15 protein-coding genes are annotated in these 12,649 nt (G+C 69.3%); 6 read left to right on the top strand and 9 right to left on the bottom strand.

Annotation, left to right across the window (positions count from 1 at the left end):
• The first annotated feature begins 14 nt into the window (after positions 1-14).
• Positions 15-944: a hypothetical protein gene (locus OG331_RS20240; RefSeq protein ID WP_406198185.1), complete on the top strand. Its 930-nt coding sequence runs from the start codon at positions 15-17 to the stop codon at positions 942-944.
• Between the two features lie 10 nt (positions 945-954).
• Here the strand turns inward: OG331_RS20240 and OG331_RS20235 are convergent, their stop codons facing one another.
• From OG331_RS20235 to OG331_RS20205, 7 genes are all read right to left on the bottom strand, one after another.
• Positions 955-1,287 (bottom strand): hypothetical protein, encoded by a 333-nt coding sequence (locus OG331_RS20235; RefSeq protein WP_406198183.1) that lies wholly within the window; start codon positions 1,285-1,287, stop codon positions 955-957.
• Positions 1,284-1,862, bottom strand: a complete 579-nt coding sequence (locus OG331_RS20230; RefSeq protein ID WP_406198181.1) for a hypothetical protein — start codon at positions 1,860-1,862, stop codon at positions 1,284-1,286. The genes OG331_RS20235 and OG331_RS20230 overlap by 4 nt, the downstream gene beginning before the upstream one ends.
• A 175-nt stretch (positions 1,863-2,037) precedes the next feature.
• Positions 2,038-2,799 (bottom strand): succinate dehydrogenase iron-sulfur subunit, encoded by a 762-nt coding sequence (locus OG331_RS20225; RefSeq protein WP_406198179.1) that lies wholly within the window; start codon positions 2,797-2,799, stop codon positions 2,038-2,040.
• Entirely contained in the window at positions 2,799-4,553 is a 1,755-nt protein-coding gene (gene sdhA / locus OG331_RS20220) for a succinate dehydrogenase flavoprotein subunit (protein WP_406198177.1), read from the bottom strand. Before sdhA ends, OG331_RS20225 begins: the two co-directional genes overlap by 1 nt.
• A 22-nt stretch (positions 4,554-4,575) precedes the next feature.
• Complete coding sequence (locus OG331_RS20215) at positions 4,576-5,058, bottom strand: succinate dehydrogenase hydrophobic membrane anchor subunit (protein WP_406198175.1); 483 nt, start codon at positions 5,056-5,058, stop codon at positions 4,576-4,578.
• Between the two features lie 5 nt (positions 5,059-5,063).
• Positions 5,064-5,444, bottom strand: a complete 381-nt coding sequence (gene sdhC / locus OG331_RS20210) for a succinate dehydrogenase, cytochrome b556 subunit (RefSeq protein WP_328879756.1) — start codon at positions 5,442-5,444, stop codon at positions 5,064-5,066.
• A 253-nt stretch (positions 5,445-5,697) separates the two neighbouring features.
• Positions 5,698-6,237 carry a 2-oxo-4-hydroxy-4-carboxy-5-ureidoimidazoline decarboxylase gene (locus OG331_RS20205; RefSeq protein WP_406198172.1) on the bottom strand — a complete coding sequence of 180 codons (540 nt, stop codon included), beginning with the start codon at positions 6,235-6,237 and terminating at the stop codon, positions 5,698-5,700.
• Between the two features lie 226 nt (positions 6,238-6,463).
• Between OG331_RS20205 and OG331_RS20200 the strand changes: the two genes are divergently transcribed.
• The 3 genes from OG331_RS20200 to OG331_RS20190 all read left to right on the top strand — a co-directional run bounded on the left by OG331_RS20200 (position 6,464) and on the right by OG331_RS20190 (position 9,402).
• Entirely contained in the window at positions 6,464-8,077 is a 1,614-nt protein-coding gene (locus tag OG331_RS20200) for a beta-N-acetylhexosaminidase (protein ID WP_406210156.1), read from the top strand.
• Positions 8,078-8,166: 89 nt separating this feature from the next.
• Positions 8,167-8,670, top strand: a complete 504-nt coding sequence (locus OG331_RS20195) for a hypothetical protein (RefSeq protein ID WP_383237259.1) — start codon at positions 8,167-8,169, stop codon at positions 8,668-8,670.
• 117 nt (positions 8,671-8,787) lie between these two features.
• On the top strand, positions 8,788-9,402 hold the full coding sequence (locus tag OG331_RS20190; RefSeq protein ID WP_406198169.1) for a hypothetical protein: 615 nt from the start codon (positions 8,788-8,790) through the stop codon (positions 9,400-9,402).
• 133 nt (positions 9,403-9,535) lie between these two features.
• On the opposite strand, the gene OG331_RS20185 is transcribed toward OG331_RS20190, so the two are convergent.
• A complete protein-coding gene (locus OG331_RS20185; protein ID WP_406198167.1) occupies positions 9,536-9,997 on the bottom strand; it encodes a DUF1877 family protein in 462 nt (153 codons plus the stop codon).
• Between the two features lie 166 nt (positions 9,998-10,163).
• Here OG331_RS20185 and OG331_RS20180 point away from each other — a divergent pair, with 166 nt between their 5' ends.
• Positions 10,164-10,547 carry a hypothetical protein gene (locus OG331_RS20180; RefSeq protein WP_406198165.1) on the top strand — a complete coding sequence of 128 codons (384 nt, stop codon included), beginning with the start codon at positions 10,164-10,166 and terminating at the stop codon, positions 10,545-10,547.
• A gap of 70 nt (positions 10,548-10,617) precedes the next feature.
• Here OG331_RS20180 and OG331_RS20175 read toward each other — a convergent pair whose 3' ends face one another.
• Positions 10,618-11,502: a septum formation family protein gene (locus OG331_RS20175; protein WP_406198163.1), complete on the bottom strand. Its 885-nt coding sequence runs from the start codon at positions 11,500-11,502 to the stop codon at positions 10,618-10,620.
• Positions 11,503-11,754: 252 nt separating this feature from the next.
• Here OG331_RS20175 and OG331_RS20170 point away from each other — a divergent pair, with 252 nt between their 5' ends.
• Positions 11,755-12,372 carry an RNA polymerase sigma factor gene (locus tag OG331_RS20170; protein ID WP_362385090.1) on the top strand — a complete coding sequence of 206 codons (618 nt, stop codon included), beginning with the start codon at positions 11,755-11,757 and terminating at the stop codon, positions 12,370-12,372.
• The last annotated feature ends 277 nt before the right edge of the window (positions 12,373-12,649 follow it).

Here is a 12,649-nt window from a genome sequence, read left to right as displayed (position 1 = left end):
GGAGGGCGGGCTTCGTGCGACGGGTGCTGGCGGTGCACTTTGCGCCGTGCGCGCTGTTCGTTGCCGGGGTGCTTGCGCTGATGCGGGCGGGGAGCTTTTCCGGGCGGAGCGACTGGGAGGCCGTGTGGCCGCAGCGGCCGACGGCGATCCTCGGCGTGATCTCGACGGTCGTCGTCTGCTCCGCCCTGCTCGGTCTCTTGCTACAGCCGTTTCAGGTGCGGGCGGTGCGCGTTCTGGAGGGCTATTGGGACCGGTGGTCTCTCACGGCAGGGCTCGCAGAAGCGCTGGCCCGGGTGCAGCGTCGGCGGTGGGAGGCATTGCGCAGGCGGGCCCACGAGGTGGCGGACGGATCGCGGCACGTGCGGGTGCGGGCAGATGCCCGGCGCCGACTCGCCGCACGCCCACCGGTCGAAGCTCTGCTGCCCACGGCACTGGGCAATGCATTGCGCTCCGGGGAGCTGACCGCAGGAGAACGCTACGGCCTGACGACACTCTCCTCCTGGCCGCGCATCTACCCGCAAGTCTCCGACCGCCTGGCCGAGGTGCTCCGCTCGGGCCGCGACGCGCTCGACACCGCGGTCAACCTGTGCTGGTCGTTCCTCGCGCTCACCGGGGCGAGCGCGTTTGCCCTGTACGACGAGCCGTCCGTCTGGTGGCTGTGCGGCGTCGGTCTGCTCATGGCGGGCGTGGCCTACAAGGGCGCGGTGACGGTGGCGCAGGGCTACTCGGGCCTCATGCACATCGTGTACGACCTGCACCGCTTCGACTTGCTGGAGGCGCTTCACTACCCGCTGCCTGCGGACCGGGCGAGTGAGGCGGAAGTGTTCTCCGACCTGTCGGACCTGTTCGCCGGGATGGCCCCGGAGGGCCGAGGATACGAACATCCGGACGCGTCGGGCCGTTCGGCCGAGGCTCAGGACAACGGGAAACCCACCGGGGCGTAGATCCCGGGCGTCATGCGTCGTCCGGTTCGGTCGGGCTGCCGTCCCTGCCAAGTGCGTCGTCCAGATCCTTCCTGGCGCGCAGCAGCTGCTCCCACGTTTCGCACAAGTCATGTACCGCCGGGGGCAGTTCGCGGAAGGGGCAACCGGTCTTGTGTCGCATGCCGGCATCGGCGTTGTGCTCGGTCTGATGGGCCTTGATCGCGTCAGGACCGGCTTTCAACGCCTCTTTCCAGGCATTCCGGAGGGGCACGGGGCGACGTACGAGTCCGAGGTCCCCCTGGCAGTAGCCGCAGGTCGTCGTGTGGGGCTGGTAACCGGGGAGCTCCATGGCGTGCATCGTCATTGAGGGCCTCCTTGCCCGACTGCGCCGGCGCTTTGCCGGGCTCGTTCATCCACGGCGCGCTTGAGTTTTCGTTGCCAGTAGATCTCTCCGACGGCGCAGCCCAGCACGATGGCCGCCGCGAACCAGCGCCAGGGCCGCTGAGTGCTGTCGTCACCGGGGGCCAGGGCCGCGGCGACACCGAACGCCAGCAGCACGGTCCCCGCGTTGAAGTAGCGGTTGGCCTTGTTGTTGTACTTCCTCCAGGTGCGGAAATCGTTGAACTGACCGATGCGCAGTTCCCTCAGAGTCTGCTGATCGGCGTCCTCCAGGTCGCACCAGTCCTCGACATCCTGGCGGGAGTAGAGGAACTTCCTCGCGTGATAGGCAAGTTGGATGCTGAAGATCAGTGCCATGGCCGAGAGCACGAGGACGAGGAGGGTCGGGCCCGAGAGGAGGAACAGGTCGTCCTTCGCTCCCGCCACGACTCCCGCCAGGCCGAGGGCGGCTGCCGCCAGCAGAGGAGCAGCGACGAACTGGGCTTCCTTGGCGCCTTGCCCGTAGCCCAGCGGAGTAGGGCGCTGCCAGTCGGGCGTCAAACCGTCGAGTGGTGTTGACACGTGCCCCCGCCTTCTCCAACACCCGTGGTCGGAACGTTCGACAGGAGTCTGGTGGCGGAATGCCTCCCTCCGTAGGAGCGGGAACCAGCCAAAACACCAGAGGGCCCCGTTCCCGAAGTGACGGAAACAGGGCCCTGATGTGGACCTGGGAGGGTCAGAAGCGCCGAGTGATCAGCGCCTTCTTGACCTCCGCGATCGCCTTCGTGACCTCAATGCCGCGCGGGCACGCGTCCGTGCAGTTGAACGTCGTGCGGCAGCGCCACACGCCGTCCTTGTCGTTGAGGATCTCCAGGCGCTGCTCGCCGGCCTCGTCGCGCGAGTCGAAGATGAAGCGGTGCGCGTTGACGATGGCGGCGGGGCCGAAGTACTGGCCGTCGTTCCAGAAGACCGGGCACGAGGACGTGCAGGCGGCGCAGAGGATGCACTTCGTCGTGTCGTCGAAGCGTTCCCGGTCCTCCGCCGTCTGGAAGCGCTCGCGCGTCGGCTCGTTCGTGTCCTTCGTGATGAGGAAGGGCATGACGTCGCGGTACGCCTGGAAGAACGGCTCCATGTCGACCACGAGGTCCTTCAGGACCGTCAGGCCCTTGATGGGCTCGACCGTGATCGGCTTCTCGGGGTTGATGTCCTTGATCAGCGTCTTGCAGGCAAGGCGGTTCTTGCCGTTGATCCGCATCGCGTCCGAGCCGCAGATGCCGTGGGCGCACGAGCGACGGAAGGTCAGCGTGCCGTCGATGTCCCACTTGATCTTGTGGAGGCCGTCGAGGACGCGCTCCTTCGGGTCGATCTCCAGCTCGAAGTCTTCCCACACAGCCTCTGCGGAGACTTCCGGGTTGAAGCGGCGGACCCGGAACGTGACCGTGATGTACGGGGAGTCCGCGGACTCCGCCTCGACCTTGTCCATAACGGGGGTTGCCATCAGTACTTACGCTCCATCGGCTGGTAGCGGGTCTGGACGACCGGCTTGTAGTCGAGACGAATGGACTCCGTGCCGTCGTCGCCGACCTCGCGGTACGCCATGGTGTGGCGCATGAAGTTGACGTCGTCGCGGTTCGGGTAGTCCTCGCGGTAGTGACCGCCGCGGGACTCCTTGCGGGCCAGGGCCGAAACCGCCATGACCTCGGCGAGGTCCAGGAGGTTGCCGAGCTCGATGGCCTCCAGCAGGTCCGTGTTGAACCGCTTGCCCTTGTCCTGGATCGAGACGTTCTTGTAGCGCTCGCGCAGCTCCGCGATCTTCTCGACCGCCGTCTTGATCGTCTGCTCGGTCCGGAACACCATGACGTTGGCGTCCATGGTCTCCTGCAGCTCCTTGCGGAGCGTGGCCACCCGCTCGGTGCCGGTGGAGGTGCGCAGGTTCTCCACCTGGTCGATCACCAGCTCCGCCGGGTTCTCCGGCAGCTCGACGTAGTCCGCCGTCTGGCTGTACTCCGCCGCGGCGATGCCGGCCCGGCGGCCGAACACGTTGATGTCCAGGAGGCTGTTCGTGCCCAGCCGGTTCGCGCCGTGGACGGACACGCAGGCGACCTCGCCGGCCGCGTACAGGCCCGGGACCACCGTCGTGTTGTCGCTCAGGACCTCACCCTCGACGTTCGTCGGGATGCCGCCCATCGCGTAGTGCGCGGTGGGCTGGATCGGGATCGGGTCCGTGTAGGGCTCGATACCGAGGTACGTGCGCGCGAACTCCGTGATGTCGGGCAGCTTCGCGTCCAGCTGCTCCGGCGGGAGGTGCGTGAGGTCCAGGAAGACGTGGTCGCCCTCGGGACCGCAGCCACGGCCCTCGCGGATCTCCGTGTAGATGGAGCGCGAGACGACGTCTCGGGACGCGAGGTCCTTCATGACCGGCGCGTACTTCTCCATGAAGCGCTCGCCGTCCTTGTTGCGGAGGATGCCGCCCTCACCACGGGCGCCCTCCGTCAGCAGGATGCCCATGCGCCAGATGCCGGTCGGGTGGAACTGGAAGAACTCCATGTCCTCCAGCGGCAGACCCCGGCGGTACACGGCCGCCTGGCCGTCGCCGGTCAGCGTGTGCGCGTTCGACGTCACCTTGAAGAACTTGCCGGTGCCGCCGGACGCGTAGATCACGGCCTTCGCCTGGAAGACGTGGATCTCGCCGGTCGCCAGTTCGTAGGCGACCACACCGGCGGACCTCTTGACGCCGTCCACCTCGGTGATCAGCTGGTCGAGGACGTAGAACTCGTTGAAGAACTCCACGCCCTCCTTGACGCAGTTCTGGTACAGCGTCTGGAGGATCATGTGGCCGGTGCGGTCGGCCGCGTAGCAGGACCGGCGAACCGGGGCCTCGCCGTGGTTACGGCTGTGACCGCCGAAGCGGCGCTGGTCGATGGTGCCGTTCGGGGTGCGGTTGAACGGCAGGCCCATCTTCTCCAGGTCGAGGACCGAGTCGATGGCCTCCTTCGCCAGGATCTCGGCGGCGTCCTGGTCGACCAGGTAGTCACCGCCCTTGACCGTGTCGAAGGTGTGCCACTCCCAGTTGTCCTCCTCCACGTTGGCCAGCGCGGCGGCCATGCCGCCCTGCGCGGCGCCCGTGTGGGAGCGGGTCGGGTAGAGCTTCGTCAGCACGGCGGTACGGCTGCGCTTCGTCGACTCGATGGCCGCGCGCATACCGGCGCCACCGGCGCCGACGATGACGGTGTCGTACTTGTGGATCTTCATGGTGTTTGCCTCAGCCCCGTGCCTAGCGGATGTTCGGGTCGAAGGTGAAGATCACCAGCGTGCCCAGCAGGATGGTGAACACCGTGGCGGTGTAGAGCAGGCCCTTCAGCCACAGCCGGGTGTTCGCGCGCTCCGCGTAGTCGTTGATGACCGTGCGCAGGCCGTTGGCGCCGTGCAGCATCGCGAGCCACAGCATCAGCAGGTCCCAGGCCTGCCAGAACGGGGACGCCCAGCGGCCCGCGACGAACGCGAAGCCGATCTTGGACACGCCGCCGTCCAGCACGAGCTGGATCAGCAGGTGGCCGATGACCAGGACGACCAGCACGACGCCGGACAGGCGCATGAACAGCCAGGCCGCCATCTCGAAGTTGCCCCGAGTGGACTTCGGGGTCTTCTTGGTGCGCTGGCGCGGGGCCTCGATGTAGGGGGCCGGGTTGTCGACGTTGTAGAGGGACTCGCCCTCGACCGGGCCGATACCCGTGGCGGTCTTCTCAGTGGTGGACATACGCGTCAGCTCCCGAACAGTTCACGAGCGGCGTGGCCGAGGACGGGGTAGATCGCCCCGAGCATCAGCACGACCCACAGGCCGACGACGGACCAGAGCATCTGCTTCTGGTAGCGAGCGCCCTTCGACCAGAAGTCGACGGCGATGACGCGCAGGCCATTGAGCGCGTGGAAGAGGATGGCGGCCACGAGGCCGTACTCCAGCAGCGCGACGATCGGGGTCTTGTACGTGGCTACGACCTTGTCGTAGTCCTCGGGAGAGACGCGGACGAGAGCGGTGTCCAGCACGTGAACGAACAGGAAGAAGAAAATGAGGACGCCGGTGACTCGATGAGCCACCCAGGACCACATTCCTTCCCGGCCGCGGTACAGCGTTCCAGCCGGCACGGAAGTTCCTCCGGGAGCGGGGATTGGGGCCGCGCCGGCTTGTGCTGTCGGTCGGGCCCGGCCGGGTACGGTCCACCGGCCCTCAGCATCGTATCCACGTGGGGCCGCGCGGCTGAGCGGGGGGCTGGGTATGTGATCAAAGTGGCACGCGGATGGGGTATTGGCGGCCAATGGGATGGAACATTCGGTTATCAGCCGAGTGCGGGGCCGTTGGGGCTGGTCGCGCGCCCGCGCGGCCCTGGCGGTACGTCGACTACAGCCCCGCGCCCCTGAGGGAATGCAGCAACCGCCCCTTCGCCAGGCGGCGCAGTTCCTCTGCCGCGACGACCCGCTCCTCCTCCGGATCGTTCGCCAAACGTGACCGGATTCCTGCCAGTACCTGGTCCAGGGCCTCGTTCGGCGACAGGTTGTCCACGCAGATCACGAACGCGTGGCCGAATTTCGCCTCGTATGCGGCATGTGCGGCGCTGAGTGCCGTATGGGCCGCTCCGTACACACCCTCCGGCAGCACGGGCAACGTTTCTCCTGCCAGGGCCTCCGCCAGATCGGCCGGAGTCAGGTCGTACGCCGCCTCGTCGGACGCGGCCAACAGGGAGTCGACGTCGGGGTACGGGCGGTGGTCGGCGAGGCGGTCGGCCCAGCGGGGGCTGTGCAGGCAGGTCAGGAGGGTGTGCAGGACCTCGTCGGCGGGGGCAGCGTTGAACGCCTCCAGCGTGTCTGCGGACGGTGGAGTGCGGGTCTGCTCGGGCAGCGACGGTATGGCGACTCGGCCAGGAAGGTGTGTGGGCGTCACGTGGTTTCGACAGAAGATTTTGGGGGAGGAGTGGCGCCACGTTACCGAGTGTGGACGTGAGGTGTCCGACGGATGCCCGAATTTCAGTCGAACGGGAGAGTTTCGGAACGCTCGCTGGACGGCCCGTCGGACGGCGGACCCAGCCCAAAGGGCCTAGGTTGGCGATGTGAGCCAGCACAAGCACAGGCGCCGGGCATCGGCCAGGAGGGCGCTGAAGCAGACGTGGGTGCTGATCGTCGCGGTGGTCCTCGTGACGGTCGGGGCCGGAGTGGGCATCGGACTCCTGGCCACCGGTGACGACGGATCGTCGGCCCGGTCGGAGCAGCAGCGGCGGTCGGGGCCGGGCACCGGCGAGGCCGCCTCGCCCTCCGCCCCGAGAGGGGCGGCTCCGACTCCTACGCCAACCCGGTCGTATCCGCTCTCGAAGGCCCCCAGCACCATCCCGTCCGTGAACTCCCACACCGCCGCCCGTGGGCCCGGCTGGCGTCCGGCGCAGGGTGAGCGGGTCGTCGTGAGCGACGCGGACCTGGCCGACGAGGGCCGGCTCATCGCCGGTGAGCTGGGACTGAAGTACGCCGGCGAGAAGGACGACGTGCAGGCCGGGGATGTGCGGCTGGCCCTGAACGACGACGAGGGTGCGGACCCGGAGTCGTACGCCATGACCGTGCGCGGCGGGCGGGTGACCATCAGCGGGCCCGGTGAGGCGGGGGTCTTCTACGGGACCCGGACGCTCAAGCAGGAGGTCCACGACGGGGGTACGGCGCCGGAGGGCGTCGTGCGGGACGAGCCCGCCAAGCCGGTGCGCGGGTTCATGCTCGACATGGCCCGCAAGTACTTCACCGCGGACTGGATCGAGGACCGGGTGCGGGAGCTCGGCGACCTGAAGTACAACCAGCTGGGGCTGCACTTCTCCGACGACCAGGGTTTCCGCATCGAGTCCACGTCGCATCCCGAGATCGTGTCCCAGCAGCACCTGACCAAGGCGCAGGTCCAGAAGATCGTCAAGCTGGCCCAGAGCCGGCACATCCAGATCGTGCCCGAGATCGACTCGCCGGGGCATCTGGGCGCGGTCATCGCCGCGCACCCCGATCTTCAGCTGCGCAATGTCAACGGCGTGGCGACCCGGGGTGCCATCGACATCTCCAAGCCCGAGTCCGCCGAGATCGTCGACGACCTGCTCAACGAGTACGCCGGTCTCTTCCCCGGCAACCAGTGGCACCTCGGCGGCGACGAGTACCAGGCGCTGGTCGTCTCGAACCCCGAGGCGTCCTACCCGCAGCTCGCCGCCGCCGCCCGCAAGGCCTACGGCTCCGGCGCCACCGTCGCCGACCTCGCCACCGGGTGGCTCAACGGCCGCGCCGCCACCGTCCGCGCCGACGACCGCACGCCGCGGGCGTGGAACGACGGCTTCTTCCGGGACACCTCCGTCCAGCCGGACAAGGACATCCAGGTGGCGTACTGGACGGGCAAGGAGATCGGCGCCCGGGCGCCGGTCGAGTACCTGAGCACGGGCCGGAAGGTCATCAACTACAACGACGAGTTCCTCTACTACGTGCTCGGGGAGCCGCAGACCTTCGTCTATCCGACGGGGCAGCGGATCTACGAGCAGTGGACACCGCGGGTCCTGCGCGGCACGACGGCCGTGCCGGCCAAGTACGACGACCAGATCCTCGGCGGGTCCTTCGCCGTGTGGTGCGATCTGGCGAACTCGCAGACGCAGGCGCAGGTCGCGGCCGGAATCCGGATGCCGCTGCGGGCGACGGTGCAGAAGCTGTGGGACGCGGGTGCGCCGGAACTGTCCTGGGCCGAGTTCAGGGCGCTCGCCGACCGGCTGGACTGAGCCGCGGATTTGGCCGATACGGCTGCGAACCCCCGTGCGACTGTGGTGTATTCGGCCCGAGCCGTACCGAACGACCAGGGGGAACCTAAATGGGGTACTGGGGGTACTTCGTCGTGGGCCGCGGGGAGCGGCCGCTGGCGGAGCTGGACGCGCTGGCGGGCGCCGAGGGGATGACCCTGCGGGCCCAGGCGCCCGGCGGGTGGCAGGTGTGGGAGTACCCGAGCAGCGGCGCCGACGTCGGGAGCATGAACGCCCTGGCCCTGGAGACCGGGGCGCCCGCGCTCTTCGGCTACGTCATGGACAGCGACTGCGTGGTGGTGGAGGCGGCGGCGCCGGAGAGCGGGGCGTGGACGACCTGTCTGGCGCGGGGCGCGATGGCCGGGTATCTCGGCGCCGGAAGCGAGGGGCTCACGCTGGAGGACTACTTCCTCGAACCCCCGGACGCGGCCGAGCGGGCCGTCGCCTGGGCCGCCGAGGCCGGGCACGAGGTGAACGCCGAGTCCCTCGTGGACGTACTCACCGCTGATGCGGACCCAATGGCCGAAAACCTCTTCTTCCGGTTGCTCGACCGGCTCGGCGTCGTGCCGCTGTGACACTCCCGGGCCGTTGCGCGCAGTAAGGGGAAGTGCGGGCTCCGTAAAGGACGGTGCCCGCCAGGGTTCTGTGCGGGGACACCGACCCTCAGGAATGACCCGCTTAGGGAGGCGTGGATGAGCCTGGTGGAATTGATCGCTCAGGCCGACGAACGCGGACTGGCCGCCAGCGGGTTGGCTTGTTTGGATCGGTGCGTGCCGCTGCTCGGCGGTGACGACGAGGTGCTGCGGCCCCTGTGGGCCAACCTCGCGGACGGCGGGGACTCCGCCGCGTGGGGTGAACTGCTGGAGCAGGTACGCGGGAAGCTGGGCGTCGCCGACGTCATGGACGACGCGGACGTCGAGGACGAGGCCGCCCTGCTCGCCCGGCGGATGCTGGCCGCGGCCCCGGTCGTACGGTCCGCCGCCGAGGCACGGATCTGGGCCGACGCCTGCTCCGTCGCCTCGCTGCAGATCCACCGGCTCCTCGACCCCGCGGAGGACGACGCGTCCTCGGCCGGCGCCCTCCCCGAGGCGATCGGCTCGGCCCGGGCGGAGGGGACCACTGCCGAGGGCCGCGCACAGGGCATGTCGCCGCTCGTCGCCGCCGAACTGCGCCGCCAGATCAGCGTCCTGGAGATCCTGGCCGGGCATGGCGCGAGCGGGTTGCGCCGGGCGCTGGAGGTGTCGACGGAGGGGCGGCGGGTGTTGCGGGCGGTGGTCTCCCGGCGTGCGCGGACGCTCCGCGGATAGCTCCGCGGGTGGTGCCGGGCGCCTGAGGGGGTGCCTCGGGGGGTTGTCGGGCGGGTGCGGGTGCGGGTGCGGGTGCGTGGGGGCTTGTCGCGCAGTTCCCCGCGCCCCTTGGGGCGTTGCAGGACTCTTGCCTTCATCGCAGGAGGCACTTCACCACCGCGTCGCCGTACTCCGCGGTTCGGGTGTAGAAGGCCGTCAGGTCGCGGTGGGCCGCAGCGAGGATGGCGTGCACTTCCGGATCGGGAGGGGCTGTGGCCCGCAGTGTGCGCCACAGTGTCTCGAAGCCGGTCGATCCGAGGTAGTCGGCCACGCGGGTGACCTGTGCCGCGGTGAGGATCAGGAACGGCGGGTGTTCCGGCACCGGGTGGGTCACCGGCCGGCCGCCCAGGACCACGTCGGCCTGGGGCCCGTCCTGCGCCTGCCCCGCGTAGAGGGCGTGCTGGTCGGCGTACCGCTGGTCCAGCATCTCCTCGAGGTGCCGGTCGAGACGTCGGCGCACGGTGTCCCAGTCGTCCTCGAACAGGCGCTGGAACCAGGTCGCGCTGTTGCGCAGTGCGGGAGGCGGCACCGCTCGGAGATGGAAGTACAGGCTCATCAGTGACTGGAGCGCACGGGAGCGGCAAAGCGTCACTCCCGGGTAAACCTCGTTCCTGGGGGAGTCGTGTGACTGTCGTGGGAGCGAGCTGGGGCGGTCCTGCACCGGTCCCGGGAAGTCGCCGGATCCGGGTGACGAATCCCAGTTCAGGCACGCTTTCCAGGGTGTGACGACTCAGCAGGAAACCAGGCCCGCAGCCGCAACCAGACCGGTGCGGTGGGCGGCGGACGCGGTGGCGACGATGCGCGAGGGGGCGCGGCTGCGACTCGACTACTCGGCGCAGAGCCTGTGGCGGGTCGACCGGATGATCGAGGAGCTGCGCCGGGAGCGGACGCCGTATCCCGCCGTGGAGAACACGCTGCGCGGTCTCGGCGCGTACGCCGGTGAGGTGATCGCCCGTCAGGCCGGCGCCGAGTGGTGGGCGACGGGCGGCGACCACTGGATCCGTACGCCCGATGGGCGGCTGTGGGACCCGATCGACGAGGCGCGGCGGTGCTTCGCCGGCGACGGGTCGCTGCGGTTGCTGTGCCGGGACGCCGTACAGCGGTAGGCGAGGAAGTGGCGGTGGCCCGGCCGGGGCTGCGTGAACGGGCGGGGCCCCGGCCGGGTCCGAGGGGGCGTCAGCTCGCCCAGACCTCGGCCTCGTCGGCCGGGACGGTGGTGGCCAGGCCCAGTTCCTTGCGGGCGGCGACCGACTTCTTCGGGTCGATGCCGGTGAAGGCCGAGTCGTAGGCGATGTAGAACGTGTCCGTGTCGGCGGCGCTCGCGGCCTTCCTCCACTGCTCGGCCGTCTTGGTCAGGTCGGCGCGCAGCTTGCCGACCTCCGCGCCGTCGATGTCCTTCATGCCCTTCACATGCGCGTCGAGGGCGGCCGCCACGGCCTTGGCCTGCGCCTTGTAGCCGGCGAAGTCCGCCTCGACGGTGTCCTTCTCGGACTGGTTGGCCCAGAGCGCGTCGTAGACGCCGTTCGAACCGTTCAGGTACGCGGTCTGCTCGGGCTTGAGGGACTTCGCGTTCAGCGCGCCGGTGAAGGTGCCCGACTCCTTGGTGTAACTGCAGCTCACGGCGCGGTCGCCGGTCGCCCAGCTCTCCCTGGTCGGGGTGTAGTGCAGGAGGGCGACGCCCTTGGGGAGCGCCCAGGTGTCCGGGGCGAACCTCCCGGCCTCGGCCGGGCATCGCTCGTCGGCGATGGCGGCGATCGCGTCGTCGCCGGGGTACTTCGACCCTTCGTCGATCTTGAAGTCGCCGACGACCTGACCCGTGTGCGCCTCGGCGCAGGGCACGATCTCGACGAGGATCTCCGTGCCTTCGCCCTTGTTGTTCGGGTTGTAGCAGTCCCCGACGCTCAGCGAGAACACCGATCTCTGGCGGGCCACCTTCTTCGCGCCGTCCTGGGCACTGTCGACGGCATCCGAGACGTCCGAGCACCCCACAGCGCCGATCGCGAGCAGGGCGACGACGGAGGATATGCCGCGAAGAGAGCGAAAAGGACTACGAACTGACATGACGTTACATCCCTTTATGCGAACTTTATGTGGATCGCGCGCATCGTATGCCATCCCTGTGACGGGGCTGTGCGCAGGTCGCGGCGACTCTGACTTCCGGTGAGCGGCAATGGTTGTAGCGGCCAGCCACGTGTACGGCCCCTGTGACACTTCTGTGAGGCCGGGCGCTGTTGACCGTGGAGGGGCGTGGGCAAGGGTGGCCGCACCGCGGGGTGCGAATCCGCCGCGAACCGGTACGGACGAGGACAGTTCTTGGGCCAGGGAGGGGAACCCCGCCGCGGACACGCGCACGACGGGGAGTTGAGCGCGGCCGTCGCGCGGGCTCAGGAAGGTGACGAGGCCGCCTTCGCGGTCGCGTACCGGCTGGTGCAGCCGGGACTGCTCGGGTACCTGCGCGGGCTGGTCGGGGACGACGCGGAGGACGTGGCGTCCGACGCCTGGCTGGAGATCGCCCGGGACCTCGGCCGGTTCAGGGGCGACGGCGCCGGGTTCCGGGGCTGGACCGCGACCATCGGCCGGCACCGGGCGCTGGATCATCTGCGCCGGCAGAAGGTACGGCCCCGGTCGTCGGCGCTGGAGCACGACGTACTGGACCTGCCCGGTCCGCAGAACACGCACGACCAGGCCCTGGAGTCGATCTCCACCGAGCACGCCCTGCGACTGGTCCGCGGGCTGCCGAAGGACCAGGCCGAGGCAGTACTGCTCCGGGTCGTCGTCGGCCTCGACGCCCCGGCCGCCGCACGCGTCCTCGGCAAGCGCCCCGGCGCGGTCCGGACGGCCGCGTACCGGGGGCTGAAGCGCCTGGCCGAGCAGCTGGGCGTCGCAGGTGTGACGGATGACGGCCCTCGGACGCTGGGGGAATCGAAATGAACAGTGAGGGTGTCGGCGGCTGACGGGCGGCGCCGGGGTGCTTCGCGCATCGGCACCACGGCGACATGGCACCACGGCGACATGGCGGTACGGCGCCAGGTCGCCACGGCGCTTCGATGAGGCGAGGCGGCGGGCGCGGTGAGTCGTACGGGGCGTGACGGACGTACAGGCTCTAGAAGCTCGTGAGTCACAACAGCAACGCAGCCACAGCAGCCACGCAGGTCGCAGCGGCTGCGCAGCCAAAGGGTGGCGAAGCCCAACCAAGCAGGTCGGACAG

Origin of the sequence: Streptomyces sp. NBC_01017 (assembly GCF_045162795.1) — a bacterium.
Lineage (GTDB): Bacteria > Actinomycetota > Actinomycetes > Streptomycetales > Streptomycetaceae > Streptomyces > Streptomyces machairae.
Note: the sequence above shows the minus strand (reverse complement) of the source record. Positions and strands in the feature narration are given on the sequence as shown.

Coding starts and splice junctions, on each gene's coding strand:
- OG331_RS20235 (WP_406198183.1), bottom strand. CDS start 1,287: ATGACGATGCACGCCATGGAGCTCCCCGGTTACCAGCCCCACACGACG.
- OG331_RS20225 (WP_406198179.1), bottom strand. CDS start 2,799: ATGGCAACCCCCGTTATGGACAAGGTCGAGGCGGAGTCCGCGGACTCC.
- sdhA (WP_406198177.1), bottom strand. CDS start 4,553: ATGAAGATCCACAAGTACGACACCGTCATCGTCGGCGCCGGTGGCGCC.
- OG331_RS20215 (WP_406198175.1), bottom strand. CDS start 5,058: ATGTCCACCACTGAGAAGACCGCCACGGGTATCGGCCCGGTCGAGGGC.
- OG331_RS20195 (WP_383237259.1), top strand. CDS start 8,167: ATGGGGTACTGGGGGTACTTCGTCGTGGGCCGCGGGGAGCGGCCGCTG.
- OG331_RS20190 (WP_406198169.1), top strand. CDS start 8,788: ATGAGCCTGGTGGAATTGATCGCTCAGGCCGACGAACGCGGACTGGCC.
- OG331_RS20185 (WP_406198167.1), bottom strand. CDS start 9,997: ATGAGCCTGTACTTCCATCTCCGAGCGGTGCCGCCTCCCGCACTGCGC.
- OG331_RS20175 (WP_406198163.1), bottom strand. CDS start 11,502: ATGTCAGTTCGTAGTCCTTTTCGCTCTCTTCGCGGCATATCCTCCGTC.